Origin of the sequence: Mycobacterium sp. URHB0044, assembly GCF_000620625.1 — a bacterium.
GTDB lineage: Bacteria > Actinomycetota > Actinomycetes > Mycobacteriales > Mycobacteriaceae > Mycobacterium.
Genome location: NZ_JIAW01000024.1, coordinates 67,696 through 93,797 on the forward strand (window position 1 = coordinate 67,696; position 26,102 = coordinate 93,797).

The following is a 26,102-nucleotide window of genomic DNA, read 5'->3' on the forward strand; positions in this document are numbered from 1 at the left end:
CCGACTCGTGCCAGCATCGTGTCGTGAGACGAACCAGGCCACTGACAACCGTGGTGGTGTTGGTCGCCATCGTCGTCGGAGGCGGCATCTGGTGGGTGTTCTTCCGCGACCAGCGGTCGTCGGCGGATTGCGCGCCGGTCAGAGAGCTGCTGTCCTACAACAAGACTCAGATCGACGCGCTCAACGCCAAGACTCACGTCCCCGAGAAGGGGTCGTACGAGGCCGCGACCGAACCCAGTGACATGGACTTCCGAGCCTGGTCCAACGGGCTCTCCGATCGCGCCGCCAAGGTGACGGCGGAGGGTCTCGCCGACCAGGCGCGTGAGCTGGCGCACACCGCTGACCGTCTCGTCGAGGCCAAGATCGACTTCAACGCCCAGAGCGCGAAGACCGCACCGGGAGGTCCGGGGCCGCAGGCCACGGCCATGGTGGTCACGGCGTTCAACGACCAGTTCGAGGCGGAGGTCAGCCAGCTGGCGAAGGCCTGTCCGGAATGAACGCCGTGCCCCAGGTGCGAGTGAAGGCCACCTCGCTCAACGGCAAGCGCTCGCGGGGGCGCGCGTCCCGCTCGACGACCGCGGGGTCAGCCGTCGCATAGTCGGCCAGCACGCCGACCGCGACGATGGCCAACGGCCGCACCTCGTCAGGAATGCCGAACGCCTGCCGCGCAGCGTCGGCGGCGAACCCCGCCATGGGATGAGCGATCAGGCCTCGCGACACCGCCTCGATGGTCAGATTCGCGATCGCGGCGCCTGCATCGACCGCCGAATACAGGGCGGTCCTCTCGTCGGGGCCCTCGTCGGCGCAGACCAGGATCAGTGCGCTCGCCGCGTGCGCGTACGCGTTGCCCCGCTTGAGCGTCGCCGCCAGTGAGGTGAACGTCTCATCGGCTCGGAAGCCGACCATGAATCGCACCGGCTGACGCTGGCCCCACGTCGCCGCCCAGCGGGCGGCCTCCAACAGTGCGGTGACCTGCTCGACCGTCACGACGGCGTCGGGATCGAAGGCACGGGGACTCCAGCGCGCGGCGATGGCGTCGTGAATGGGAACCAGGGTGTCGGCCCGCCGGTCTCCTGGATCAGTCACGCGCCTCACGCTACCGCCGGGCCGGAAGGGAAAACCGAGTGCGCAGACCCCTTATCCTTTATGGGACTCCCTGCGGAACGAAAGGCGGACGGGTGGCGCTCGTCGTACAAAAGTACGGAGGATCCTCGGTGGCCGACGCCGACCGGATCCGCCGCGTCGCCGAACGGATCGTCGAGACCAAGAAGGCGGGCAACGACGTCGTCGTCGTGGTGTCCGCGATGGGTGACACCACCGACGACCTGCTGGACCTGGCCCGTCAGGTCAGCCCCGCGCCGCCCCCGCGCGAGATGGACATGCTGCTCACTTCGGGGGAGCGCATCTCCAACGCCCTGGTGGCCATGGCCATCTACTCCCTGGGCGCCCAGGCGCGCTCGTTCACCGGCTCGCAGGCCGGTGTCATCACCACCAGCACGCACGGCAACGCCAAGATCATCGACGTCACGCCCGGCCGGCTGCAGGACGCCCTCGCCGAGGGCCTGATCGTGCTGGTCGCCGGCTTCCAGGGCGTCAGTCAAGACAGCAAGGACGTCACCACCCTGGGTCGCGGCGGGTCGGACACCACCGCCGTCGCGCTGGCCGCCGCACTCAACGCCGACGTGTGCGAGATCTACACCGACGTGGACGGCATCTTCACCGCCGATCCGCGCATCGTGCCGAACGCGCGCCGACTCGACACCGTCAGCTTCGAAGAGATGCTCGAGATGGCGGCGTGCGGGGCCAAGGTGCTCATGCTGCGGTGCGTGGAATACGCGCGCCGGTACGACGTTCCGATTCACGTGCGGTCGTCGTACACCGATAGGCCAGGCACGCTCGTCAAAGGATCCATGGAGGACATCCCGATGGAAGACGCCATCCTGACCGGGGTCGCACACGACCGCGGCGAGGCGAAGGTCACCGTTGTCGGGCTGCCCGACGTTCCTGGCTACGCCGCCAAGGTGTTTCGCGCAGTCGCCGATGCCGACGTCAACATCGACATGGTGTTGCAGAACATCTCCAAGGTCGAGGACGGCAAGACCGACATCACCTTCACCTGCTCGCGGGACAGCGGCCCTGGCGCGGTGGAGAAGCTGGCCTCACTGCAAGACGAAATCGGTTTCAGCGCAGTGCTTTACGACGACCACATCGGCAAGGTGTCGCTCATCGGAGCGGGCATGCGCAGCCATCCGGGTGTGACGGCGACGTTCTGCGAGGCGCTGGCCGCCGTCGGCGTCAACATCGACCTCATCTCGACCTCCGAGATCCGAATCTCGGTGTTGGTCAAGGACACCGAGTTGGACAAGGCCGTCGCGGCGCTGCACGAGGCGTTCGGCCTCGGGGGCGACGAGGAAGCGATCGTGTACGCGGGAAGCGGGATCTAAATGGTCAGCATCGGAGTAGTTGGCGCGACCGGCCAGGTCGGTCAGGTGATGCGTCGCCTGCTGGAGGAACGTGACTTCCCAGCGACGTCCGTGCGGTTCTTCGCCTCCGCGCGCTCGCAGGGCAAGAAGCTGCCGTTCCGCGGCCAGGAGATCGAGGTCGAGGACGCCGAGACCGCCGACCCGTCGGGTCTGGACATCGCGCTGTTCTCCGCCGGTGCCACGATGTCGCGCGTGCAGGCGCCGCGGTTCGCCGCCGCGGGAGCCATCGTCGTCGACAACTCGTCGGCATGGCGCAAGGATCCCGACGTCCCCCTCGTGGTGTCGGAGGTCAACTTCGAGCGCGACGCAGGCATTCGACCCAAGGGCATCATCGCCAACCCGAACTGCACCACCATGGCCGCGATGCCGGTGCTGAAGGTCCTGCACGACGAAGCGGGCCTCGTCCGCATGATCGCGTCCACGTATCAGGCGGTGTCCGGCAGCGGACTGGCCGGTGTGCAGGAGCTGTTCGGCCAGGCCCGTGCGGTGGTCGACGACAGCGAGCAGCTGGTGCACGACGGTTCGGCGCTGCAGTTCCCGGCGCCCGAAAAGTACGTCGCGCCAATCGCTTTCAACGTCGTCCCGCTGGCGGGGTCGTTGGTCGACGACGGCTCCGGCGAGACGGACGAGGATCAGAAGTTGCGCAACGAGAGCCGCAAGATCCTCGGCATCCCCGACCTTCTGGTCAGCGGAACCTGCGTGCGTGTGCCGGTGTACACGGGGCACTCGCTGTCGATCAACGCGGAGTTCGCCCGGCCGATCACTCCGGAGCGGGCGCGGGAGCTTCTGGCCGACGCACCGGGCGTGACGCTGGTCGACGTGCCAACGCCGCTGGCCGCCGCGGGCGCCGACGATTCGCTGGTCGGCCGGATCCGCCAGGATCCCGGTGCGCCCGACGGTCGAGGGCTTGCGCTGTTCGTGTCCGGCGACAACCTGCGCAAGGGCGCCGCACTCAACACGATCCAGATCGCCGAGCTGCTGGCCGCCCAACTCTGAGTCGGATCCGTCGATACGCTGTCCCGCGATGAGCGCGCGAACGGTGATCGGCACTGCGCTGCTGGCGTTGGCGAGCGTCACGCCTGCCGTCGCGCGCGCCGATCCACCCGCTCCCGTACCCGGACCGGTGCTCGCACCGCTGGCGCCCGGGCAGGCGGTCCGCATCGGCCCGACGGCCGGAACCGGTACGCCCACAGCGGATTACGGCATCGGTGCGACGGACCTGTGTGAGTTCATGGAGTTCCCAAGCGGCATCCTGCAGGTGTGTGGTGACAGCTTCGCCGGGCAGGGCGCGGGATTCGGCGGCTGGTACTCACCGATCGCGCTGCACGTCGAGACCGACTCGATCGACGACCCGACCGGGGTGCGTTACGACCGCATCAGCGGAACGGACCAGCCGCTGCTGGCCGACCCGACGCCGCCGGGCTCCTCGCAGCTGCCCGCGGGCGTCGTACAGATCAACCGCGAGAACTACATGATGGTCACCACGACCAAGGATCTGGTGCCGCAGACGTCGCGGCTGGTGAAGGCCGATCCGGCGCGGGGGAGCTGGCCGACGGTGCCGAACTCGCAGCGGCCCGATGGCTACGCGAAGGGACGCCAGTCGCAGATCAGCGGCTACTACGACCCCATCCCGACGCTGGACTCCCCGAGCGGCTGGGTGTACATCGTCGCCAACGACTTCGACCGCACCGGTCCGGTCGAGCTGTATCGGGCGACGCCGCAGTCCTTCACCGACCGGTCCAGCTGGCAACCGTGGTCCTCGGTGGCCGGATGGAACAAGCCGCCGACGCCGCTGTGGCTGGACAAGGTCGGCGAGATGAGCGTCCGCCAGATCGACGGCAAGACCGTGTTGTCCTACTTCAACGCCAGCACCGGCAACATGGAGGTTCGTGTCGCGAACGACCCGACCGGGCTCGGCGCTGCGCCCGTGACGACGGTCGTGGTCGCCGCTGGTTGGCCGGACGTCGCCGACGAGTTGCCTGCGCCGGAGGACAACCGGCTGGCCCAGCCGTACGGCGGCTACATCTCGCCGGGGTCGACGCTCGACGAGTTGCGGGTGTTCATCAGCCAGTGGAACACCACGGCGCGCGGCGACAACGCGCCGTATCGCGTCATCCAGTTCGCGGTTAACCCGTTCAAGCCATAGGGGTCGGCCCGCCACCGGGAGGTGTGACGGGCCGACGGGTCGGATGTCGTTGCGTCCCTATCCTTTCGACAAGACGGGCTCTTGCGCCAACACGGGCTTCGGCGTGGACGGCTTTACCGGATCCTTCGACGGCGCGACCTCCACGATCTGCGGGGACAGCACGCCCGGGGGAACCGGCCGTGGCCCGACGACCGGGGGCTTCACTGGCGGCTGCTCGAGGAAGGACTGGCCGTCGTCGTACTCGCCGTCGACGAACACGTCGCAATGCGTGACGCCGAAGAGGCCCTCGTAGCAGCACTTGGACGTCCGGTGCCCGTTGGAGTCGACGGTCGTGGTGTACGTGCCGCCGACCTGAGAGGTGCAGTCGTTCTTGATGGTCGTCTCGGAATCCTTGGCCTGGGCGAGGCCCGATGCCATGGACAACGCGGCCGCGGCGAGGGCGCCGGCGGCGATGAAGGTGCGAAGGCGGAAGTAGTTGGGCTTGTTTTGGTTGGGCTGGGTGGCGGTCATGTCGTTCTCCTGAGGTTGGTCGCGACCCGCTTGGGCCGCGTTCACCTGTTAGGAGCGAGTGGCCGCGCCGATTCCCACACTTTTTTCTCGCGGACTTTCTTCGCAGACTTTCCGGGCGGCCTTCATAGCTGATTCACAGCCGGTTCTTCATTGGCGCATCACAACCGCGACCATCATCGGACACATGAGCGAAACAACCACGTCCAACGACCCCGTCACCGGGCCCATCGACGCCACACCGCCGCCGCCGGCCGGGCCTCCCTACGCTCCGCCGCCACCGCCCGAATACCGCAGGCGGCCGAGCCGGCTCAACGTCGTTGCCGCGTGGGTCGGCATCGTCGCCGGCGTGGTGTTCATCGTCGCGATCATCTTCGGCACCGGTTTCATGCTCGGCGCCCACTCGGGCGGTGGGCACCACCGTGGCGACTTCGGTGACCGCCGCGGTGGCATGGAGTTCCACCAGGGACCGCCCATGGGCCCGATGTTCCGGCCTGGCCCCGGCTTCATCTTCCCGGGCGGGCCCGGCGGATTCCCCGGCGGACCAGGCATCCCCGGTGGACAAGGCGGATCGGAGTCGCCAGGCCAGCCTCCGACGACGACGGCACCGCGCTGATCCCATGACCCGATGCCCCGGTCGCCACCCCCCTTGGTGACCGGGGCATCGTCGTACCGGGCTGCTGCGACACGCCGAAACCGGCAATACCGGGAAATTGGCGAGCTCTGTGGAAAACTTGAGAACTTTGGTCAACGGGTCGCGATTTCGCGTTACGCGTGAGACTGTCGTTAACCATGAGGCGTTCGTCATCGATCCGTTGCGTGGTCTTTACCGTGCTGGCTTCCGCCTTGACGCTCGTCAGCGCCTGCGGATTGCCGCGTGAGCCGCTGGCGCGCGAAGGTGCCCCGATTTTCACCGTCGGCGACTGCGTCGAGATTCCGTCCACCGCGCCCGACAGCCTCAAGGCCACCAAGGTGGGCTGCACGGCCGACCCGAGCTACACCGTCGGCGCACTCACAGATTCCTCTGGTTCCTGCCCGAGCGACGAATATCAGCATCTGCCAACGAAATTCGCCGACCCATCCACGTCGCGGCTATGCCTGGTGCCCAACCTCGTCGCCAACCACTGCTACGTCTTGGACATGCCGGTCGGCGTCGTCCAGCTAGCCGACTGCTCGCAGCGCGCACAGCAGCAGGGCCTGCTGGTCCAGGTCACCCAGCGCCTCGACGTCCGCGACCAGCAGGCGTGCCCGTCGAACGTCGGCGAATATGCCTGGCCGTACCCCTCGCCGGCGCGCACGTACTGCACGCTGACGATCTACTGAACGCTACCTAGCATTCGAGTTCGGCGGCGATCGATGGTGGTACGCCGTCATACCGGCAATCGAACCCACTGCCGTAATTCACTGCGCGCCAATCAGCGCCGTCGTGGTGGAACAGCACGATGCTGCCGGGATTCGTGTCGGGGGGAGCCTCCACGTCGATCAGGGTCTTCGCCCAATCGCCGGAGCACAGCACCTTTTCGACGGTGAACGGCCCGTCAAGGGCTTTCCCGGGTTGCCCGTACTCGCGTTGTGTGGCCGACTTCAAGACATCCGCCGTCGCCGACGAGCACGGGGACGCGGATTCACTCGTGGCAAGGGGTGCGACCGATTGGCCAGTAGTTGCGGCGTCGTGCGAGACGCCTCCTCCGCAAGCGGTCAACGATGCGGCGGCAGCCGCACAGATCGTCGCGTACTTGATCATGTCCATCGCATTGAACTCCTCACTAGCGGCCGAACAACGGTAACCGCGCCGGGGCCCTTTTCTCAGCTCGTTTGGCTGGCATGATCGAGACATGAGCATCGAAGTCGTCTACACCGCAGAATCGACCGCCTCCGGCGGCGGACGCGACGGCCACGTCAAGTCCACCGACGGCAAGATCGACCTCGACACCCGCCCGCCCAAGGAGATGGGCGGCAGCGGCGAGGGCGTGAACCCCGAACTGTTGTTCTCGGCCGGCTACTCGGCCTGCTTCCTGGGTGCTCTGCGCCTCGTCGCACGCAACGAGAAGATCGACATCGACGACGCCAGCGCCATCACCGCGCAGATCGGCTTCGGGAAGGATTCCGAGGGCGGGTTCGGCCTGACCGCCAACCTGGTCGGTTACCTGCCCGGTCTTGAGCAGAGCGTCGCCGACGATCTGATGCAGAAGGCGCACGGCGTGTGCCCGTACTCGAAGGCCACCCGCGGCAACATCGACGTCACGCTGTCGGCGAAGGTCTAATCCCGATGCGGTTTCCCGCCGTATCGGCGGGCGTCGTCGCTGTTGCCGTACTCGCGGCGGCACCGGCGCACGCACGTCCGTCCGACCCGGGCGTGGTGTCCTACGCCGTACTCGGCAAGGGGTCGGTCGGCAACATCGTTGGCGCCCCGATGACGTGGGAGTCGACGTTCACCGAGCCGTTCCAGGGCTTCTCGGTCGACGTGCCGGAGTGCAACAACTGGGCCGACATTGGGCTGCCCGAGGTGTACCTCGACCCGGATCTCGCCTCATTCAACGGAGCGGTGAGCCAGCGCGGCCCCGACGACGACACGCACATGGCCAAGCAGGCGGTCGGCGTGTTCGCTACCACTGACGCGGCGACAAGGGCGTTTCACCGCGTCACCGACCGCACGGTCGGGTGCGCCGGACAGACCACGGCGATGCACCTGAACGACTTCGTCACCGAGGTGTGGACCTTCACCGGTGGTCCGCCGACGGCGACCGACGCCGTGTGGGTGAAGCAGGAAGCGGGTACCGACCGACGGTGCTTCACCCAGACGCGGTTGCGCGAGAACGTTCTGCTGCAAGCGAAAGTCTGCCAGCCTGGCAATGGCGGACCCGCGGTGAACGTTCTGGCTGGGGCGATGCAGAACAGCCTGGGTCAGTAACGGCTCGGCGGAGTGCGTTGCGGCATGAGTGGCCGGAAAATCCGCGCGACTTTGTCGGTGCCCTCTGGAAGATAGAGGGGATCGGCGATCACGAGCGACCGCGACCGACCCGAGAGGCATGGTTGAGATGACGACCACTGCAGTGGACCAGCGCCGCACCAGCGTCTCCGTTGAACTCCCGAGCGCCGTCGACGTCGCCCAGTACATCGGCGGTGAATGCCTGCGCGATGGCCCGGTGGGCAAGGTCGGTCTGGAGATCGAGGCGCACTGCTTCGACTTGGCCGATCCGATGCGTCGCCCCGGCTGGGACGAGCTGACCGAGGTCATCGACACCGTTCCGGCTCTGCCGGGCGGCAGCGTGATCACCGTCGAGCCCGGCGGTGCCGTCGAGCTCTCCGGCCCGCCCTACGACGACGCCATCGCCGCCATCGCGGCGATGAGCGCGGATCGGGCCGTGCTTCGAGAAGCCTTCGCGCGGTGCGGGTTCGGCATGGTGCTGCTCGGCGCCGATCCGCTGCGACCCGCCAAACGCGTCAATCCCGGCGCCCGCTACCACGCGATGGAACGGTTCTTCGAGGCCAGTGACACCGGCGCCGCGGGCGCCGCAATGATGACGTCGACGGCGTCGGTTCAGGTCAACGTCGATGCGGGTCCCCGCGATCAGTGGGCCTCCCGGGTGCGGCTGGCCCACGCGCTGGGGCCGACCATGATCGCGATCTCGGCCAACTCGCCACTGCTGGGCGGCGAGTTCTCCGGGTGGCGCAGCACGCGTCAGCGGGTGTGGAGTCAACTCGACTCCGCGCGGTGCGGCCCGATTCTCGGCGCCAACGGCGACGACCCCGCCAATGACTGGTCGCGCTATGCGTTGAAGGCGCCGGTGATGCTGGTGCACACGCCCGAGGCCGTACCGATGACGGACTGGGTGCCGTTCGCCGACTGGGCCGACGGCACGACGATGCTGGACGGGCGTCGCCCGACCGCGGCCGACGTCGACTACCACTTGACCACGCTGTTTCCGCCCGTGCGGCCGAGGGGTTTCCTGGAGATCCGCTATCTGGACAGCGTTCCCGACGACGTGTGGCCCGCCGTCGTGTTCACCCTCGCGACCCTGCTCGACGATCCCGTCGCCGCCGACATCGCCGCCGAGGCCACCGAATCGGTCGCCACGGCTTGGGACCGCGCCGCGCGGCTCGGGCTGGGCGATCACCGGCTGCAGGAGGCCGCCGTCCGATGCGTGGAGGCTGCCGCGGAGCGCGCACCCGACGGGCTGGCCGACGCGATGGGCGATCTGCTGGCGCAGGTCGAGCTGGGCCGGTGTCCCGCCGACGACTTCTCCGATCTGGTGGTGGCTCGTGGGGTCGACGCGGCGGTGAGCCTGTTGGCGCAGGGCGCCTCGTGAGCACACGCGAACTCCTCGCGCGGGAGCTGACCCGCGCGCGCGACCGCACCCTGCGTCTCGTCGAATTCGACGACGCCGAACTGCTGCGCCAGTACGACCCGTTGATGAGCCCGCTGGTCTGGGACCTCGCTCACATCGGCCAGCAGGAGGAACTGTGGCTGCTGCGCGGTGGTGACGCGGCCCGGCCCGGCATGCTGCCCGCCGCGGTCGACGAACTCTACGACGCGTTCGTGCATTCGCGTGCCAGCCGCGTCGACCTTCCGCTGCTGCCCCCCGCCGACGCCCGCGCCTACTGCGGCACCGTGCGGTCCAAGGCCCTCGACGCGTTGGACGGGTTCTCCGACGACAAGTTGGCGGGTCTGGCGGGCACGGCCTTCGACCCCGCGTTCGTCTACGGCCTGGTGATCAGCCACGAGAACCAGCACGACGAGACGATGTTGCAGGCTCTCGGTCTGCGGTCGGGGCCGGCGATTCTCGGCTCGGGCGCGCCGCTGCCCCGCGGCCGGTCCGGCGTCGCAGGCACGTCGGTCCTGGTGCCCGGCGGTCCCTTCGTGCTGGGCGTGGACGCCACCAGCGAACCGCACTCGCTGGACAACGAGCGGCCCGCGCACCACGTCGACGTACCGAGCTTCCGCATCGGTCGTGTGCCCGTGACGAACGCCGAGTGGCGCGAATTCATGGACGACGGCGGCTACCGCGAGCCGCGGTGGTGGTCGGACCGCGGTTGGAAGCATCGCCAGGAGGCGGGTCTGACGGCGCCGAAGTATTGGGGTCCCGACGGGACGCGCACCCGGTTCGGCCACGTCGAGGACGTTCCGCCCGACGAACCGGTGCAGCACGTGACGTTCTTCGAGGCCGAGGCGTTCGCGGCATGGGCAGGCGCCCGACTGCCCACCGAGGAGGAGTGGGAGAAGGCGTGTGCGTGGGATCCCGTGACGCGGAAGCGTCGCCGATTCCCTTGGGGGATGGCTGAACCCACCGCCGAGTTGGCCAACCTCGGCGGGGACGCGCTGCGCCCCGCGCCCGTCGGGGCCTACCCGGCCGGCGCGTCGGCGTACGGCGCCGAGCAGATGATCGGTGACGTGTGGGAGTGGACGACGTCCCCGCTGCGGCCGTGGCCGGGCTTCACTCCGATGGTCTACGAGCAGTACACGCAGCCGTTCTTCGGCGGCGACTACCGGGTGCTGCGCGGCGGGTCCTGGGCGGTGGGGTCGAGCATCATCCGGCCCAGCTTCCGCAACTGGGATCACCCGGTCCGGAGGCAGATCTTCTCCGGCGTCCGGCTGGCCTGGGACGTCTGAGCCCGTGTGCCGACATCTGGGCTGGCTCGGGCAACCGGTATCGGTCGCGTCGCTCGTCCTGGAGCCGCCGTACGGCCTCGGGGTTCAGTCGTACGCGCCGCGGCGACAGAAGCACGGCCTGATGAACGCCGACGGCTGGGGAGTGGGATTCTTCTCACCGGACCTGCCGGGGGACCGGCCCGCGCGGTGGCGCAGCGCCGCCCCGCTGTGGGGCGACGCGTCGTTCGCATCGGTCGCGCCAGCGCTGCGCAGCGGATGCATCGTCGCAGCGGTCCGCTCGGCGAGCGTCGGCATGCCCATCGAACCGTCGGCGTCGGCGCCGTTCAGTGACGGCGAATGGCTGTTGTCCCACAACGGTCTGGTGGACCGGGCGGTGCTGCCGTTGTCGTCGAAGGCGGAATCCACCGTCGACAGTGCGCTCCTCGCCGCGCTGATCTTCGAGCGGGGGCTGGACCGCCTCGGCGAGACCATCGGAGAAGTCGGTGCCGCCGACCCCAACGCCCGGCTGAACATCCTGGCGGCCAACGGATCTCGGCTGGTGGCCACCACGTGGGGTGACACGTTGTCCGTCCTGCGCCGCAGCGATGGCGTGGTGCTGGCGAGTGAACCCTACGACGACGACCCGCAGTGGCAGGAGATCCCGGACCGCCACCTGGTGCGCGTCGACACTGCTGGAATTGAACTGATACCGCTGAAAGGATCGTCATGACCTTGTCGCTGTCCAACTACCTCGCCGAGGACTCCGCCGCCGCCGCGCTGCGGCGCGACGTGCTCGAGGGTTTGGCGCAGACACCGAAGACGTTGCCTCCCAAGTGGTTCTACGACACCGTCGGCAGCGACCTCTTCGACCAGATCACCCGGCTGCCGGAGTACTACCCGACGCGCGCCGAGGCCGAGATCCTGCGCACCCGCGCTGCGGACGTCGCCGCGACATCCGGCGCCGACACGCTGGTCGAGCTCGGCAGCGGCACGTCCGAGAAGACCCGCATCCTGCTCGACGCGCTCCGTGACGGCGGAAGCCTGCGACGGTTCATCCCGTTCGACGTCGACGCCGGCATGCTGCGGGCGGCGGGCGCTGCCATCGGCGAGGAGTATCCCGGCATCGAGATCGACGCCGTCTGCGGGGACTTCGAGCACCACCTGGCCGAGATCCCGCGGGTCGGTCGCAGGCTCGTGGCATTCCTCGGATCGACCATCGGCAACCTCACCACCGGACCGCGCGCGGAGTTCCTCACCGCGTTGTCGGACAGCCTCCGGCCGGGTGACACCGTGCTGCTCGGCACCGACCTGGTCAAGGACGTCGAGCGGCTGGTGCGTGCCTACGACGACAGCGCCGGGGTGACCGCGCGGTTCAACAAGAACGTGCTCGCCGTGGTGAACCGGGAGCTGGACGCCGACTTCGACCTCGATGCCTTCGAACACGTGGCACGTTGGAATGCCGACGAGGAGCGCATCGAAATGTGGCTGCGCGCAAGCACTCCGCAGCGGGTACGCATCACCGAGCTCGACCTGACCGTCGACTTCGCCGCAGGCGAGGAGATGCTCACCGAGGTGTCCTGCAAGTTCCGGTCAGACGGTGTCGCCGACGAACTCGCTGCCGCCGGTCTGCGCCGGATCGAGTGGTGGACCGACTCGGCAGGGGACTTCGGGTTGTCACTCGCGGTCAAATGACCGGGACCGCCGACCTGGCGACCGCCTGGCGGGATGCCAGGCCCCCGATGGCGGGGGTGCACCTCGACAGCGCCGCCTGCTCCCGGCAGACGGTCGCAGTGATCGACGCCGCGGCCCAGCACGCGCGGCACGAGGCCGAGGTCGGCGGCTACGTCGCCGCCGAAGCGGCCGCACCGGTGCTCGACGCGGGCCGCGCGGCCGTCGCCGCGCTCACCGGATTCTCTTCCGGGGACGTGGTATTCACCACCGGCTCCAACCACGCCCTCGACACGTTGCTCGCCGACTGGCGGGGCGCCCGCACGCTGGCCTGCCTGCCCGGCGAGTACGGGCCGAACCTGGTGATCATGGCGCGGCACGGTTTCGACGTGCGACCGCTTCCGGTCGACGACGGCGACCGCCTCGACGTCGACGCCGCTGCCCGCCAGCTGGCGGCCGATCCGCCGGCGCTGGTGCACCTCACCCCGCTGGGCAGCCATCGTGGCACCGTGCAGCCGGCGGCCGCGATCGCCACGGTGTGCCGCGCCAACGGCATCCCGCTGATCGTCGACGCCGCGCAGGCGTTCGCGCACCTGGACTGTTCGGGCGTCGACGCCGACGCGGTGTATTCGTCGTCGCGCAAGTGGACGGCCGGGCCGCGCGGCGTCGGCGTGCTCGCCGCACGGGGCGGGTTGCTGAGCGACGACACGCGCGCCCAGCTCGATCACAGTGAAGTCAATGTCGCTGCACAGGTGGGGCTTTCACTCGCGCTGGGTGAGCACCTGGCCGCAGGCCCGGCGCGAATTCAGTCGCGCCTGGCCGAGGTCGGCGCGATGACACGAACCGCGGTGGCCGACGTCACGGGCTGGCAGGTGGTGGAGCCGGTGGACGAGCGCAGCGCCATCACGACGCTGGTCCCACCCGACGGCGTCGACCCGCAGACCGTGCGGGCCAGGTTGATTGCCGAACACCGCATCGTCACCACCTACGCCGGTGTTGAGCGCGCGCCGGGGGAGATGACGCGCCCGGCGTTGCGGCTGTCGCCGCACGTGGACGTCACCGCCGAGGATCTCGAGACGTTCACCCGGGCACTGGCCGCGGTGACTGCCGCCGCTTAGGCCTTGTGCGCCGTCAACAGGAATGCGGGAAATTTGATGCGGCCCTTGTCATCGTGGTCGTGGGCAGGCATCTCGAACGGCGCGTCCGGGACGACGATCGGGTTGGCGTGGATGAACGCCGGGCGGATCTCGTCGATCTCCCAGTACTTGCCGACCGCTTCACGCAGTTCGGCCTCGTCGACCTCGTGGGGCTTCTGTTCGAGTTCGGCCGGGAACGCGCCCTTGGCGAAGACCAGGATGTAGTACACCGCACCGGGCGCGGCGGCACGGAACACCGACTGCTGGTAGGCATCCCGCGCCTCGACGGGCAGCGCGTGGAACAGCGTCGAGTCGATGATCGTGTCGAAGCGGCCGTCGAACCCGGTGAACGTCGTGATGTCGTCCTGAACGAACGTGGCGTTGGGCAGGTTGCGCTCCTTGGCCGCCTGCGTCGCGGCCGCGACGGCGGTCGGGGTCAGTTCGATGCCGACCACGGTGTACCCCTTGGCGGCGAGGGCCAGCGACAGCTCGGCATGTCCGCAGCCGGCGTCGAGTACGTCGCCGCGCACCTTGTCTGCCGCGATGAGCGCCGCCAGCTCGGGTTGGGGTTCGCCGATGTTCCACGGTGGCGGGCCCTCGAAACCGGCCTCTCCGCGGTAGACGCTGTCCCAATCCATGATGTCCGTGTTCATCGCATCGCTCATGAAAGACAAAGTACGCCTTGATTTCCCACGTCTGGCCTGGCTCGTTGCCAGGGTTCCGTCAACCTGCGGCTTTCGTCACCGACAAGGTTGCCGTGTAGTCCTCGAGCGAGATCGACTCGTCGATGACCCGTGGGTACGGGTCGAGTGATCGAAGGCTGACCGTGTACTCGCCGACGCGGGCCGTCTGGACGTTCTGGCCGGGCGCAGGGTTGGTGTTGAACTCGGTGGTGGTCGGTTCACGCCCCGCGGGTTGCACCTGGATCGCGATTCGCGCCTGCCCGGTCCAGAAGCATTCGACCTCCGTGGGACAGCGCGAATCCTCCAGCACGTCGGTGAAGCGCACCAGGAGGTCGCCGCCCGGCGCCGTCGCTTCCCGTCCGCCGGGCAGGGCGAAGGCCTGGTCCCACGTGAAGGCGACCGGATCTGCCTCTGCCACCGGGCTCGACCCGCAGCCCGCCACCGCCATCCCGATGAGCAGCGCCACCGACCACGTCTTGTTCACGAGGGCCCGTCCCAGGTGTGCACGGGCTCGTTGCTGTGCATGCGCTGGCAGTACAGCCGCAGCATCTCGGCAAGGGCCAGGGGCCGGGTCAGCCCGCGTTCCTGCAAGGCGCGGACCGTCGCGACCTGCCACGTCGACCCGTTGAGCCCCGTCTTCGCGCGGCCTTCGATGACGCCGAGGTACCGGTCGCGCACCTCGGCGGCGACACCCCAGCGGCGCAGTCCCTCCTCGGCCATCGGCAACAACTGCCGCAACACCAGTTCGTCGGGCGTCACCTCGCCAAGCCCCGGCCAGTACAGCCGCGCGTCCATCCCGTGCTGAGCGGCGGCCAGGAAATTATGTTCGGCCGCAGCGAAACTCAGCTTCGTCCAGACCGGCCGGTCGTCGTCGGACAACGTGCGCAGCAGCCCATAGTAGAACGCCGAGTTCGCCAACATGTCGACCACCGTGGGGCCGGCGGGCAGCACCCGATTCTCCACCCGCAGATGCGGCCGGCCGCCGACCACGTCGTACACCGGGCGGTTCCAGCGATAGATGGTGCCGTTGTGCAGCCGCAGCTCGGGCAGCTTGGGCGTGCGGCCCTCCGCGAGCTCGGCGACGGGGTCCTCGTCCGACAGTTCGGGCAGCAGGGACGGGAAGTAGCGGACGTTCTCCTCGAACAGGTCGAAGATCGACGTGATCCAGCGCTCGCCGAACCACACCCGCGGCCGCACTCCCTGCGTCTTGAGCTCGTCGGGACGGGTGTCGGTGGCCTGCGCGAACAGCTCGATGCGGGTCTCTGCCCAGAGTTGGTGGCCGAAGAAGTACGGCGAATTGGCGCCGAGGGCCAACTGCGGACCGGCAAGCACCTGCGCGGCATTCCAGTTCTTGGCGAAGTCGGCAGGGGAGACCTGGAGGTGCAATTGCATGCTGGTGCAGGCGGATTCGGGCGCGATCGACGCCGATTCCAGACTGAGCCGCTCCGGTCCGCCGATGTCGATGTGGATGTCCTCGCCGCGCGCGGTGAAGATCGAGTCGTTGAGCGCCTGATAACGCCGCGACTCGCTCATCCAGTGGCCCGACAAATGCTCGGGCAGCAGCGTCGGCAGGATGCCGATCATGACGATGTGGGCGCCGTCCTCGCTCGCCTTGGCTTCCGCAGCGTTGAGGCTGGCCCGCACCTCGGCTTCCAGGTCGAGCGCCGAGCGGCCAGGCAATCGACGCGGCGGAACGTTGAATTCGATGTTGTAGGCACCCAATTCGGTCTGGTAGGCCGGATCGGCGATCGACGCCAGGACTTCGGTATTGCTCATCGCGGGCTGATAGTCGCCGTCGACCAGGTTGCACTCGATCTCCATGCCGGTCATCGGGCGTTCCACGTCGAAACTGGACTGAGCGAGCATCGTCTCGAAGACGTCGAGGCACAGTTGGACCTTGCGCCGGTATTCGCGGCGGTGCGCCCGAGTGAACTCGGTCTTCGTGACGTCCTCACCCACGAACCCGATGCAACAGGCTCGATGACGCGTCCGCAAGGAAATCGCCGGATCGCCGCATGTCCGTCACATGACGGGGTAGACGGAGCCGATGGACGTCACCGTCACCTTCATCGGCAACGCCACCACACTCATCGAGGCTGGCGGCGTGACTCTGCTGACCGACCCGAACTTCCTGCACCAGGGGCAGCGTGCCTACCTGGGCTACGGCCTGGTGTCGAAGCGCTTACAGGAACCGGCCCTCGACGTCGGCATGCTGCCCCCGCTCGACGGCATCGTCCTGTCCCACATGCACGGCGATCACTGGGATCGCGTCGCGCAAGCCGGGCTGGACCACGAGCTGCCCGTCCTCACCACACCGCACGCCGCCAAGCGGTTGGTGCGTCGCGGCTTCGGGCAGGCGCTCGGCTTGTCGACCTGGCAGAGCCACGCATTCGTCAAGGGCGACACGACCACCAGCGTGACGGCGCTACCGGGCCGCCATGCGCCGTCGCCCGTGCACCGGTTCCTGCCGCCGGTGATGGGGTCGATGGTGGTGGCGGCCAGCGAGGACGGCACCACCCGGCGGATCTACGTCTCCGGCGACACGCTGCTGATCGAGGAGCTCAACGAGATACCGCGGCGGTTCGATCCGATCGATGCCGGCATCCTGCATCTCGGCGGTACCCGGCTGCCGTTCGGCCGGCATCTCCCGTTCGGCCTGACCGTGACGATGGACGGGGAGCAGGGCGCCGACGTCGCGCAGCTGGTGAATCCGTCACGCATCATTCCGGTGCACTTCAACGACTACGGGGTGTTCGCGTCTCCGCTGTCCGACTTTCTCGAGGAGATGCGGCGGCGCGGGCTGGCCGACCGTGTCATCGAGCTGCAGCGCGGGTCCTCGGTCACCGTGTGACGTCAGCCGCGGCTTGCGACCACCACCTGCGGGCTGGCGAGACCGCCGCGCAGATCGAGCTCGATCGACGGGTCGGCATGCGCGGCCAGCGCCCGCAGCGCCGACGGGCTGTAGGCCCGCAGCGAGCTGATCACGCCGTCGTGCACGAAAGGGACGAACGGCGCGAACGGCAGCATCGTCGCCAACCGCAGCAGGTGCAGCGGCGTCGGCGGGCGCGGGAGGTCGATGATCAGCAGCTTGCCGGCCACCCGGGTGCCCTCGGCGAACACTTCGGCCGCGGCCGCGGGCGGAAGGTGGTGGAACGACAACGCGAACACCGCGAGGTCGAACGCGCCGTCCTCGGCGTCGATGGCGGTCGCATCCATGGCGCGCACCGTGACGCGCGGATCACGCCCGAGCTCACCGGCGGCGATCGCAGCCACCGAGTCGGGCTCGACGTCGGTCACCGTCAGCCGCGCACTGGGGTGCATCTCCAGCAGTTTGGCCGTCAGGCCGCCGTGGCCCGAACCCAGTTCGAGGATCCGCGGATCGGGCACGTCGGCGACCTCTTCAAGCGCGATCTGCGCGAACTTCTGGTGGTTGCCGAACCACTCGCCGGTGCGCTCGAGCGCCCGCACCACGCCACGCTTCAGCGCCGGGTCGACGTCGTCGCGGTCGAGGTATTCCTGCCGGTCCGTCTCCAGCAGGCGGTCGAGGCACGATGCGTCCGGGCCGCCGCGGGGCATGGCGGCGATGTCGACAGTCGAAGTGGCCATGTAGTCCATGATGGACGACGGACACTTCTCGGAGGGCAGGAGCGAAGCGACCCGGGATGATCTGAAGGGAGGGAGCACGCGTGGCCGAATTCGTCGCCGCCATCGACCAGGGCACCACGAGCACTCGGTGCATGATCTTCGACCACGACGGCGCCGAGGTGGGCCGCCACCAGCTGGAGCACGACCAGATCCTGCCGAAGGCGGGCTGGGTCGAGCACAACCCGGTGGAGATCTGGGAGCGCACCGCGTCGGTGATCATGTCGGCGCTCAACAAGACGAATCTGTCCTCGAGCGACCTGGCTGCCCTCGGCATCACCAATCAGCGCGAGACGGCGCTGGTGTGGAACCGTCGCACCGGACGGCCGTACTACAACGCCATCGTCTGGCAGGACACCCGCACCGACCGGATCGCCTCGGCGCTGGACCGCGACGGGCGCGGCGACGTCATCCGGCGCAAGGCGGGGCTGCCGCCCGCCACGTACTTCTCCGCGGGCAAGGCGCAGTGGATCCTGGAGAACGTCGACGGCGTGCGCGAGGCCGCCGAAAAGGGCGACGCGATCTTCGGCACCCCCGACACGTGGGTGCTGTGGAATCTCACCGGCGGGCCGCGCGGCGGCGTGCACGTCACCGACGTGACCAACGCCAGCCGGACCATGCTGATGAATCTGGAGACGTTGGACTGGGACGAGGAACTGTTGTCGTTCTTCGGGATTCCGCGCCAGATGCTGCCCGAGATCAAGCCGTCGTCGTATCCGGACGCCTACGGCACATCGCTCGACAACGGTCCCCTTGGCGGCAGCGTTCCGCTGACCGGCATCCTCGGCGACCAGCAGGCCGCCATGGTGGGCCAGGTCTGCTTGAAGGCGGGCGAGGCCAAGAACACCTACGGCACGGGCAACTTCCTGCTGCTGAACACCGGCGAGAACATGGTGCGGTCGGAGAACGGTCTGCTGACGACGGTGTGTTATCAGTTCGGTGACGCGAAACCCGTTTACGCGCTTGAGGGTTCGATCGCCGTGACGGGTTCGGCGGTGCAGTGGCTACGCGATCAGTTGGGCATCATCAGCGGCGCGGCGCAGAGTGAGACGCTGGCCCGCCAGGTCGAGGACAACGGCGGCGTGTACTTCGTGCCGGCCTTCTCCGGCCTGTTCGCCCCGTACTGGAGATCCGATGCGCGCGGCGCCATCGTGGGCCTGTCGCGATTCAATACGAACGCGCACGTGGCCCGCGCCACGCTGGAGGCGATCTGCTACCAGAGCCGCGACGTCGTCGACGCGATGGAGGCCGACTCGGGCGTGCACCTGGAAGTGCTGAAGGTCGACGGCGGCATCACGGCCAACGACCTGTGCATGCAGATCCAGGCCGACGTACTCGGCGTCGACGTGGTCAAGCCGGTCGTCGCCGAGACCACCGCGCTGGGCGCGGCGTACGCCGCGGGCCTGGCCGTCGGGTTCTGGGCGGACCCGGACGATCTGCGGGCCAACTGGCAGGAGGGCGCGCGGTGGTCGCCGTCGTGGAGCGACGAGCAGCGCGCCGAGGGCTACGCGGGCTGGCAGAAGGCCGTGACGCGGACGCTGGATTGGGTCGACGTCGAGTGATTTCGGCGTGTGCTGTCACGCTGAGCGTTACCGATCACGCCGAAATCGCTACTAGGCGAGGGCGTCCAGCTGGGTCTTCACCTCGGCGGGCAGTTCGATGTCGGCGACGGCGAGGTTCTCCTCGAGGTGAGCCACCGACGACGTGCCGGGGATCAGCAGCACGTTGGGCGCCACGGACAGCGTCCACGCGAGGGCGATCTGCGCCGGGGTGCGGCCGAGCTCGGTGGCCGTTCGGCGCACGATGTCGTTGCCCAGCACTGGATTGTCGGCGTTGAAGCCGGAGCCCAGTGGGAAGAACGGCACGAACGCGATGCCGTGTTCGATGCACGCGTCGAGCACCGGCTGCGACGCGCGGTCGACGAGGTTGTACGCGTTCTGCACGCAGACGATCTCGGTGCGCTCGAGGGCGATCTTGAGGTGGTCCACACTGACGTTGGACAGCCCGATGCCTGCGATCAGGCCGTCCTCGCGAGCCTGGATCATCGCGGCCAGCTGAGCGCAGAACTGGTCGCGGTCGACGGTGCCGACACTGGTCGGGTCAGCCGAATCACTGTCCATCACACGGAGATTCACTGCGGTCAGCTGGTCCGTTCCGAGGGATCGGAGGTTCGTCTCGATGTCGGCGCGTAGATCGTCGGGCTCGTGCGCGGGAACCCACGCACCCGTGTCGTCGCGCCGCGCACCGACCTTGCTCACCAGCGCGAGGTTGTCCGCGTAGGGATGCAGCGCCTCGCGGATCAGTTCGTTCGCGACGTCGGGGCCGTAGAACTGAGCGGTGTCGATGTGGTCGACGCCCAGCTCCACCGCCCGCCTCAGCACGGCCAGCGCTTGATCGCGGTCGCGCGGCGGGCCGAACACGCCGGGTCCGGGGAGTTGCATGGCGCCGAACCCGACGCGGTGAACCGTGTACTGACCGAGCGGAAACGTCGTCATGGTCTCTCAGGCTAGCGACCGTGCGATTCGGGCGTGATCGGTCACGCTCAGCGCAACCGATCACGCCCAAATCACGGGGGGTTATTCGGACTCGCCGAGGATCTGGTAAATCTCGCGGCGGGCGTTGTTGACGATGTCGACGATGCGCTGCTGCTGCTCGGCCGACGCGGCGTGCGCCGACTGGGCGACCGCGCCCATCAGCTGGCCGACGGCGCTGCGCAGGCTCACCGCGCCGGGGTCGGCGCCTTCGGTGATCTCGTCCCACGGCGCCGTCTCGATCTTGTCGGCGGCGGCGCGGCCTTCGTCGGTCAGCTGGAACAGCTTCTTGCTGCCCTCGGCTTCGACGGCGACGATCAGGCCTTCGTCCTCCAGCAGTTGCAGCGTCGGGTACACCGAGCCGGGGCTGGGCTTCCACAGTTCCTGGCTGCGATCGTTGATCTCCTGGATCATCTCGTAGCCGTGCATCGGCCGGTCGGTGAGCAGCTTGAGGATCGCCGCACGCACGTCACCGCGCCTGCTGCGTCCGCCGCCGCGCGGTCCGCCACGCCTGCCGCCACGGGGTCCACCGGGACCGAAGCCCCCTGGGCCGAAGCCGCCGGGACCGAAGCCGAAACCACGGCCGGGGCCGAAACCGAAACCTGGGCCGAAGCCGCCGTGCTCGCCGCGGTGCTCGCGTACGTGGTCGCGGAAGTCGCGTCGGGCCTGCCTGCGCTGTTCGTGCAGCACGCGGCGGTCGGCGGGAGTGAATCCGAAACCGGGGTGGCCCTGGAACGGGCCTTCGTTGAATGGGGTGTCCATCTGTTGTCCTTCTTTCGACGGGAAACGCCGAATGCGCTTCCGATACGTTAACGATATATCGGAAGCTATCGCGATGCAACTACTGAGTGGTGCTAGATTCTGGCCCGCTCGTCGATCGCCCGGATCAGCCAGCGCGCCCATTCGCCCTCCATTGCCGAGTGGCGCAGCCCGTACTCGAGCGCCGCGCGACCGTAGAAGTCGCCTTGGCCGTTGTCCCAGTCGATCGAATCACGAAGGTGCTCAAGCCTTTTCAGCTCGGACTCCGCATGCTCGACGAAGGTGGCGACGTACTTGCGGGCATCCTCGGCCGGGATCTGCCCCAGCAGGAAGACGCGCAACAAATCGGGCCTGCGCCACGGCGGGTCGTCCTGCGGATTGGTGATCCAGCGCAGCAGCTCGGCGTGGCCCGCCTCGGTGACGCGGTATTCCTTGCGGCCACGCGGACCGACGTCGGACACCTCGATCATCCCGCTGTCGGCGAGCTTGTTCAGCTCGCCGTACAGCTGGCTCTGGGTGGCGGGCCACACGTTCGCCATCGACTTTTGGAACCGTTTGAGCAGGTCATACCCACTGCCGGGATGCCGGACCAGCAGCCCGAGGGCCGCAATGCGAAGGCTCACCAGAAAATCGTACGGCCCGACATTCCAGTTGTGGAATGTCGGGCCGTAGCGGCGAGTCGAGGTCAGCGTGTCGAGATCAGACGGTGGCCTCTGCGGTTTCGCTCTCGCTAAGCGGCGCCATCGTCCACGGGCCGCGCGTCGCGAACACGTAGTACAAGCCGAAGGACACCCCACACCCGATGAACCAGCTGTACTGCGACGCGCCTGCCATTCCGAAGACGATGCCGCCGAGGAGCACGGGCGCCATGGCCAGGACCGCGCCCACCACCGTCGCAGCCACCGCCGCCGGGTTGTAGCCGTTCTTGTACCAGTAGTTCGCGGACGTGGACATGGTGAACAGGTCGTCGACCACGATCTTCTGCTTGCGGATCAGGTAGAAGTCCGCGAGGAGGACGCCGAACAGTGGACCGATGAACGCGCCGAGCGTCTCCAACGTGTAGTGGATGACCTCTGGGTTGCTGTACAGATTCCACGGTGTGAGGAGCACCGAGCCGACGGCGGCGATCATGCCGCCCATGCGCCAGCTGATCTTCTGCGGGCTGACGTTGGAGAAGTCGAACGCGGGTGAGATGAAGTTCGCGACGATGTTGATGCCGATCGTCGCAATGCTGAATGTCAAGGCGCCCAACACGATTGCCGTCACACTGTCGATCCGGGCGACCGTCTGTACGGGGTCGGTGAGCAGTTCGCCGAACACCGGGACCGTCGCGGCCGCGGTGACGACCACCAGCAGTGAGAACACCAGGAAGTTGACCGGCAGGCCGAGGAAGTTGCCCTTCTTCACCGTCTTGAAGCTCTTGCCGTAGCGGGCGAAGTCTCCGAAGTTCAGCATCGGACCGGAGAAGTAGGACACCACCAGGGCGATCGCGCCGAGCATGATGACCAGCGAGTTGCCCTTCTTCTCACCACCCAGGTTCAGGCTGACGTGCCAGCCCGACTTCCACAGCAGGTAGCCGCACAGGATGAACATCACCACGTAGACGGCGGGGCCGCAGAAGTCGATGAACTTGCGGATCGATTCCATGCCGCGCCAGAACACGGCCGCCTGCAGGATCCACAGCAGCGTAAAGCTGCCCCAGCCGAGAAGGGACAGGCCCGTAAACCCGTACTGATCGACGTCGGCGTAGGGCGCCAGGCCGGGAAACAGCTTGAGCAGCACGATGTCCAGCGCTGCCGAGGCGAGGTAGGTCTGGATGCCGTACCACGCCACGGCGATCAGGCCGCGGATGATCGCCGGGATGTTGGCGCCCAGCACGCCGAACGGGCTGCGGCACACCACCGGATACGGAACACCGGCCTGCTGGCTGGGCTTGGCAACGAGGTTGCACAGGTAGTAGACGATCGTGATGCCGACCAGAAGCGCGATCAGCACCTGCCAACTGGCGAGGCCGAGTGCAAACAGGCTGCCGGCGGTCACGTAGCCGCCGACGCTGTGTACGTCGGACATCCAGAACGCGAAGATGTTGTACGACGACCAGTGCTGATCGCGCAGCGGCGCCAGGTCCTCGTTGGTGAGGCGTGGGTCGTAGTCGGGCTTGATCAGTCCGGCACCGACCGGATGTCCTGCGGCTTCGACGATGTCGCCTGCGCCCACCTTGGCGCCCGGCGGCGGCTCTTTGAGTTCGGTCATGTCAGCGGCTTCCTGTCAGAAACAGTGCGGTAGATGGAGGAAAAATAGCCGCGCGATATTTCGTAACCGTTGCCCCGAGAATATATTTTCGTCAGCTAGCCATCGGGTTCGATGAGTCCGCTGCCTGGGGGAAGTGTCGCGACCACCCGGTTGAGGTGATTGTGGTGAATCGCGGCCGCGGCAAGCAGGCGGTCGGCATCGCGGCACACGAACGCGTCGAGCATCACTTGATGGTCCTCGTGCAGTTGGGCGCGGTCGGTGTTCTCGACGTGCACCATGGCCTGAACGGGTTCGGTTATGTTCCAGGCTGATTCGAGCATGTGCATGAGGCGTAGCATCCGCGACGGCCGGGTCAGGCCGATGTGGAACTGCCGGCTCTGCCGGTGATATGACTGCGGGTCATCAAGGCGCACAGCCACTTCCAGTAGACGATTGATCTCGATGACGTGCTCGCGGTCGGCGTCGGTGGCGAGGTGCACCGCGGCGGCCAACGCCGCCGACTCGAGCGTCTCACGGACGATGTACATCTCGGCCAGCTCTTCGGCGGTGAGTTGGGCTACGGCGAATCCGACGTTGGGTTGATGCTGGACCAATCCCTCGGCGCTGAGGGTCTTGAGGCTCTCGCGGACCGGGATGGCGCTGACCCCGAAGAGTTCGGCGACGTCGCCGACGGGGATCGGCGTGCCGGGCGGCACTTCACCGTCGAGGATCACCCGGCGAAGCTCGTCGACGATGGTCTGCTGGGACGTGCCGCCGCGGTTCACCGCGAGCTTGAACAGCAGCGCTGAATGTCGTCGGGCCGGCATTCAGCGATCCTCCTACGTTTTGGGCGAATCCGGCGGGTGGACATGACAGTTCACTCTTGACATGTCACTAGTGGAATGTCATCGTGGTCCTACACCGCCGACAGCCCCAGGAGGCACTCATGACCGACACCACGGATCTCTCGGCCACCGATCCGGCCGGCCTGCCCAGCACCGGCGACTTCTTCCGGGTGGGCAACTATGCGCCCGTCGCCGACGAACTCACCGAACACGGCCTGCCCGTCGAGGGCGCCATTCCGCCCGAACTCGACGGCTGGTACCTCCGCAACGGCCCCAACCCGCGCCAGGCCACCGCGCACTGGTTCACCGGGGACGGCATGATCCACGGCGTCCGCGTCGAGGACCGGCAGGCGAAGTGGTACCGCAACCGCTGGGTGCGCACCGACAGCTTCGTCGACGAGTTTCCGCTGTACAACGCCGACGGCACCCGCAACCTGCGTGCCAGTCACGCGAACACCCACGTGGTCAACCACGCGGGGAAGACCCTGGCGCTGGTCGAATCATCGCTGCCCTACGAGATCACCAACGACCTCGAGACCATCGGCGCCTACGACTTCGGCGGCAAGCTGGTCGACTCGATGACCGCCCATCCCAAGATCTGCCCGACCACCGGCGAACTGCACTTCTTCGGTTACGGCAACATCTTCGAACCCCACGTCACCTATCACCGTGCCGACGCCAACGGCGAGCTCATCATCAACCGGCCGTTGGAGGTCAAGGCGCTGACGATGATGCACGACTTCGCGCTCACGGCAGAGCACGTCGTCTTCATGGACCTGCCGATCGTCTTCAACATGGACGTCGCGCTCAAGGGTGACGGCGACATGCCCTACCGCTGGGACGACGGGTACGGCGCGCGGCTGGGCGTGCTGCGCCGCGACGATCCGTTCGGCGAGGTCCGCTGGTTCGAGATCGACCCGTGCTACGTCTTCCACGTCGCAAACGCCCATGACTCCGATGATGGCTCGTCGATCGTGCTGCAGGCGGTCCGCTACCCCGAATTATGGCGGGACAATGGCGGATTCGACGCGAACGGCGTGCTGTGGAACTGGACGATCGACTTGCGCGCGGGCACCGTCTCCGAGCGTCAACTCGACGACCGCAGCGTGGAGTTCCCGCGCATCGACGATCGGTTGGCGGGCCTGCCCGCGCGCTATTCGGTCTCGGTCGGCACCAACAACTGGGTGCGCCACGACCTGACCAGTGGGCAGGCCGTCGTGCATGACCTCGGCGCAGGCGGAGCCGGTGAGGCCGTGTTCGTGCCAGCGCCCGGTGCGGCCGACGAGAGCAACGGCTGGTATCTCGGGTACGTCTACGACCCGGACCGCGACGGCAGCGATCTGGTGATCGTCGACGCCTCCGACTTCGCGGGCAAGCCGGTGGCCACCATCAAACTGCCGCAGCGCGTCCCGTACGGCTTCCACGGCAACTGGATTGGCGCCTAGTCGGCGGAACAGTTGACGCTTCCGGCATGGTTCGACATATGGTGTGCGGATGGCGGTCAAGTGGCTGGACGAGCCCGAAGCGCACGACTACGACGCGGCCACCGATTACCTCACCCTGATCGCGGAACCCGACACCGTCGGCGCGACGGTTGAGGCTCTCAAGCACGCGAAACCGACGTTCCGCAAGGCCAAGGACATCCTGCGCGCGGCCCAGTTGGCCTTGTTGACGGAGTCGAACGTGCGCGTCAAGGGCGACCTGGCCAAGATCGACGCCGGCAAGAAGCTCTCGCCGATCCTGTTGGTACGCGGCAACTTCCAGACCGCCACGGCGCTACAGATTGCCGACGGATACCACAGGGTATGCGCCAGCTACCTCACCGACGAGAACACCCCGATCCCGTGCCGGCTGGTGTCGTGGCAGCCGCGCTGACCGGC

29 protein-coding genes are annotated in these 26,102 nt (G+C 67.8%); 17 read left to right on the forward strand and 12 right to left on the reverse strand.

From position 1 onward, the window contains the following. Positions 1-23: 23 nt before the first annotated feature. On the forward strand, positions 24-497 hold the full coding sequence (locus N536_RS0131750; RefSeq protein ID WP_155948826.1) for a hypothetical protein: 474 nt from the start codon (positions 24-26) through the stop codon (positions 495-497). Here N536_RS0131750 and N536_RS0131755 read toward each other — a convergent pair. After that, positions 466-1,086 carry a nitroreductase family protein gene (locus tag N536_RS0131755; RefSeq protein WP_029117301.1) on the reverse strand — a complete coding sequence of 207 codons (621 nt, stop codon included), beginning with the start codon at positions 1,084-1,086 and terminating at the stop codon, positions 466-468. The two genes, N536_RS0131750 and N536_RS0131755, sit on opposite strands and share 32 nt — an antisense overlap. A gap of 92 nt (positions 1,087-1,178) precedes the next feature. Here N536_RS0131755 and N536_RS0131760 point away from each other — a divergent pair, with 92 nt between their 5' ends. The 3 genes from N536_RS0131760 to N536_RS0131770 are packed head-to-tail and all read left to right on the forward strand — an operon-like array spanning position 1,179 to position 4,629. Further along, positions 1,179-2,444, forward strand: coding sequence for an aspartate kinase (locus N536_RS0131760; RefSeq protein ID WP_029117302.1), 1,266 nt, complete (start codon positions 1,179-1,181; stop codon positions 2,442-2,444). After that, positions 2,445-3,479: an aspartate-semialdehyde dehydrogenase gene (locus tag N536_RS0131765; protein WP_029117303.1), complete on the forward strand. Its 1,035-nt coding sequence runs from the start codon at positions 2,445-2,447 to the stop codon at positions 3,477-3,479. A 28-nt stretch (positions 3,480-3,507) separates the two neighbouring features. Then, positions 3,508-4,629, forward strand: a complete 1,122-nt coding sequence (locus N536_RS0131770) for a DUF4185 domain-containing protein (RefSeq protein ID WP_036438306.1) — start codon at positions 3,508-3,510, stop codon at positions 4,627-4,629. A gap of 57 nt (positions 4,630-4,686) precedes the next feature. On the opposite strand, the gene N536_RS0131775 is transcribed toward N536_RS0131770, so the two are convergent. Beyond that, on the reverse strand, positions 4,687-5,139 hold the full coding sequence (locus N536_RS0131775) for a hypothetical protein (RefSeq protein ID WP_155948827.1): 453 nt from the start codon (positions 5,137-5,139) through the stop codon (positions 4,687-4,689). Positions 5,140-5,323: 184 nt separating this feature from the next. Between N536_RS0131775 and N536_RS0131780 the strand changes: the two genes are divergently transcribed. Together N536_RS0131780 and N536_RS0131785 are read left to right on the forward strand one after the other, a co-directional pair. Further along, positions 5,324-5,752 carry a hypothetical protein gene (locus N536_RS0131780; protein ID WP_036438308.1) on the forward strand — a complete coding sequence of 143 codons (429 nt, stop codon included), beginning with the start codon at positions 5,324-5,326 and terminating at the stop codon, positions 5,750-5,752. A 215-nt stretch (positions 5,753-5,967) separates the two neighbouring features. Then, positions 5,968-6,459 carry a hypothetical protein gene (locus N536_RS0131785; protein ID WP_231514692.1) on the forward strand — a complete coding sequence of 164 codons (492 nt, stop codon included), beginning with the start codon at positions 5,968-5,970 and terminating at the stop codon, positions 6,457-6,459. Between the two features lie 7 nt (positions 6,460-6,466). Here the strand turns inward: N536_RS0131785 and N536_RS0131790 are convergent, their stop codons facing one another. Next, entirely contained in the window at positions 6,467-6,886 is a 420-nt protein-coding gene (locus N536_RS0131790; RefSeq protein ID WP_029117308.1) for a hypothetical protein, read from the reverse strand. Between the two features lie 85 nt (positions 6,887-6,971). On the opposite strand from N536_RS0131790, the gene N536_RS0131795 reads away from it, so the two are divergent. The 7 genes from N536_RS0131795 to egtE all read left to right on the forward strand — a co-directional run bounded on the left by N536_RS0131795 (position 6,972) and on the right by egtE (position 13,512). After that, positions 6,972-7,400 carry an organic hydroperoxide resistance protein gene (locus N536_RS0131795; RefSeq protein WP_029117309.1) on the forward strand — a complete coding sequence of 143 codons (429 nt, stop codon included), beginning with the start codon at positions 6,972-6,974 and terminating at the stop codon, positions 7,398-7,400. Positions 7,401-7,405: 5 nt separating this feature from the next. Then, positions 7,406-8,047, forward strand: a complete 642-nt coding sequence (locus N536_RS0131800; RefSeq protein WP_029117310.1) for a sensor domain-containing protein — start codon at positions 7,406-7,408, stop codon at positions 8,045-8,047. Between the two features lie 127 nt (positions 8,048-8,174). Beyond that, entirely contained in the window at positions 8,175-9,446 is a 1,272-nt protein-coding gene (egtA, locus tag N536_RS0131805; RefSeq protein WP_036438326.1) for an ergothioneine biosynthesis glutamate--cysteine ligase EgtA, read from the forward strand. After that, positions 9,443-10,747 carry an ergothioneine biosynthesis protein EgtB gene (gene egtB / locus N536_RS0131810; protein ID WP_029117312.1) on the forward strand — a complete coding sequence of 435 codons (1,305 nt, stop codon included), beginning with the start codon at positions 9,443-9,445 and terminating at the stop codon, positions 10,745-10,747. The genes egtA and egtB overlap by 4 nt, the downstream gene beginning before the upstream one ends. 4 nt (positions 10,748-10,751) lie before the next feature. Further along, on the forward strand, positions 10,752-11,456 hold the full coding sequence (gene egtC, locus N536_RS0131815) for an ergothioneine biosynthesis protein EgtC (protein ID WP_029117313.1): 705 nt from the start codon (positions 10,752-10,754) through the stop codon (positions 11,454-11,456). Next, complete coding sequence (gene egtD / locus N536_RS0131820) at positions 11,453-12,418, forward strand: L-histidine N(alpha)-methyltransferase (RefSeq protein ID WP_029117314.1); 966 nt, start codon at positions 11,453-11,455, stop codon at positions 12,416-12,418. Before egtC ends, egtD begins: the two co-directional genes overlap by 4 nt. Then, positions 12,415-13,512 (forward strand): ergothioneine biosynthesis PLP-dependent enzyme EgtE, encoded by a 1,098-nt coding sequence (gene egtE / locus N536_RS0131825; protein WP_029117315.1) that lies wholly within the window; start codon positions 12,415-12,417, stop codon positions 13,510-13,512. The genes egtD and egtE overlap by 4 nt, the downstream gene beginning before the upstream one ends. Here egtE and N536_RS0131830 read toward each other — a convergent pair. The 3 genes from N536_RS0131830 to N536_RS0131840 all read right to left on the reverse strand — a co-directional run bounded on the left by N536_RS0131830 (position 13,509) and on the right by N536_RS0131840 (position 16,172). Then, the gene (locus tag N536_RS0131830) at positions 13,509-14,183 is read right to left on the reverse strand and encodes a class I SAM-dependent methyltransferase (RefSeq protein WP_029117316.1); all 675 of its coding nucleotides are present in this window, start codon (positions 14,181-14,183) and stop codon (positions 13,509-13,511) included. The two genes, egtE and N536_RS0131830, sit on opposite strands and share 4 nt — an antisense overlap. Positions 14,184-14,253: 70 nt before the next feature. Beyond that, positions 14,254-14,697, reverse strand: coding sequence for a hypothetical protein (locus N536_RS40985; protein WP_231514693.1), 444 nt, complete (start codon positions 14,695-14,697; stop codon positions 14,254-14,256). After that, positions 14,694-16,172, reverse strand: coding sequence for a hypothetical protein (locus N536_RS0131840; protein ID WP_029117318.1), 1,479 nt, complete (start codon positions 16,170-16,172; stop codon positions 14,694-14,696). Before N536_RS0131840 ends, N536_RS40985 begins: the two co-directional genes overlap by 4 nt. A gap of 88 nt (positions 16,173-16,260) precedes the next feature. Here N536_RS0131840 and N536_RS0131845 point away from each other — a divergent pair, with 88 nt between their 5' ends. After that, positions 16,261-17,064 carry an MBL fold metallo-hydrolase gene (locus tag N536_RS0131845; RefSeq protein WP_029117319.1) on the forward strand — a complete coding sequence of 268 codons (804 nt, stop codon included), beginning with the start codon at positions 16,261-16,263 and terminating at the stop codon, positions 17,062-17,064. Positions 17,065-17,066: 2 nt separating this feature from the next. On the opposite strand, the gene N536_RS0131850 is transcribed toward N536_RS0131845, so the two are convergent. Then, positions 17,067-17,828: a class I SAM-dependent methyltransferase gene (locus tag N536_RS0131850; RefSeq protein WP_029117320.1), complete on the reverse strand. Its 762-nt coding sequence runs from the start codon at positions 17,826-17,828 to the stop codon at positions 17,067-17,069. 122 nt (positions 17,829-17,950) lie between these two features. Here N536_RS0131850 and glpK point away from each other — a divergent pair, with 122 nt between their 5' ends. Continuing rightward, positions 17,951-19,417, forward strand: a complete 1,467-nt coding sequence (glpK, locus tag N536_RS0131855) for a glycerol kinase GlpK (protein ID WP_231514696.1) — start codon at positions 17,951-17,953, stop codon at positions 19,415-19,417. A 51-nt stretch (positions 19,418-19,468) separates the two neighbouring features. On the opposite strand, the gene N536_RS0131860 is transcribed toward glpK, so the two are convergent. From N536_RS0131860 to N536_RS0131880, 5 genes are all read right to left on the reverse strand, one after another. Then, positions 19,469-20,350: an oxidoreductase gene (locus tag N536_RS0131860; protein WP_029117322.1), complete on the reverse strand. Its 882-nt coding sequence runs from the start codon at positions 20,348-20,350 to the stop codon at positions 19,469-19,471. An 81-nt stretch (positions 20,351-20,431) separates the two neighbouring features. Beyond that, the gene (locus N536_RS0131865; protein ID WP_029117323.1) at positions 20,432-21,148 is read right to left on the reverse strand and encodes a PadR family transcriptional regulator; all 717 of its coding nucleotides are present in this window, start codon (positions 21,146-21,148) and stop codon (positions 20,432-20,434) included. 92 nt (positions 21,149-21,240) lie between these two features. Next, positions 21,241-21,768 (reverse strand): PadR family transcriptional regulator, encoded by a 528-nt coding sequence (locus tag N536_RS0131870; protein WP_029117324.1) that lies wholly within the window; start codon positions 21,766-21,768, stop codon positions 21,241-21,243. Between the two features lie 76 nt (positions 21,769-21,844). Beyond that, the gene (locus N536_RS0131875; protein WP_029117325.1) at positions 21,845-23,398 is read right to left on the reverse strand and encodes an NCS1 family nucleobase:cation symporter-1; all 1,554 of its coding nucleotides are present in this window, start codon (positions 23,396-23,398) and stop codon (positions 21,845-21,847) included. A gap of 95 nt (positions 23,399-23,493) precedes the next feature. Continuing rightward, positions 23,494-24,204, reverse strand: a complete 711-nt coding sequence (locus tag N536_RS0131880; protein ID WP_029117326.1) for a GntR family transcriptional regulator — start codon at positions 24,202-24,204, stop codon at positions 23,494-23,496. A gap of 119 nt (positions 24,205-24,323) precedes the next feature. Here N536_RS0131880 and N536_RS0131885 point away from each other — a divergent pair, with 119 nt between their 5' ends. Continuing rightward, positions 24,324-25,667, forward strand: a complete 1,344-nt coding sequence (locus N536_RS0131885; RefSeq protein WP_029117327.1) for a carotenoid oxygenase family protein — start codon at positions 24,324-24,326, stop codon at positions 25,665-25,667. 49 nt (positions 25,668-25,716) lie between these two features. Beyond that, positions 25,717-26,097, forward strand: a complete 381-nt coding sequence (locus N536_RS0131890) for a hypothetical protein (RefSeq protein WP_029117328.1) — start codon at positions 25,717-25,719, stop codon at positions 26,095-26,097. Positions 26,098-26,102 lie beyond the last annotated feature (5 nt).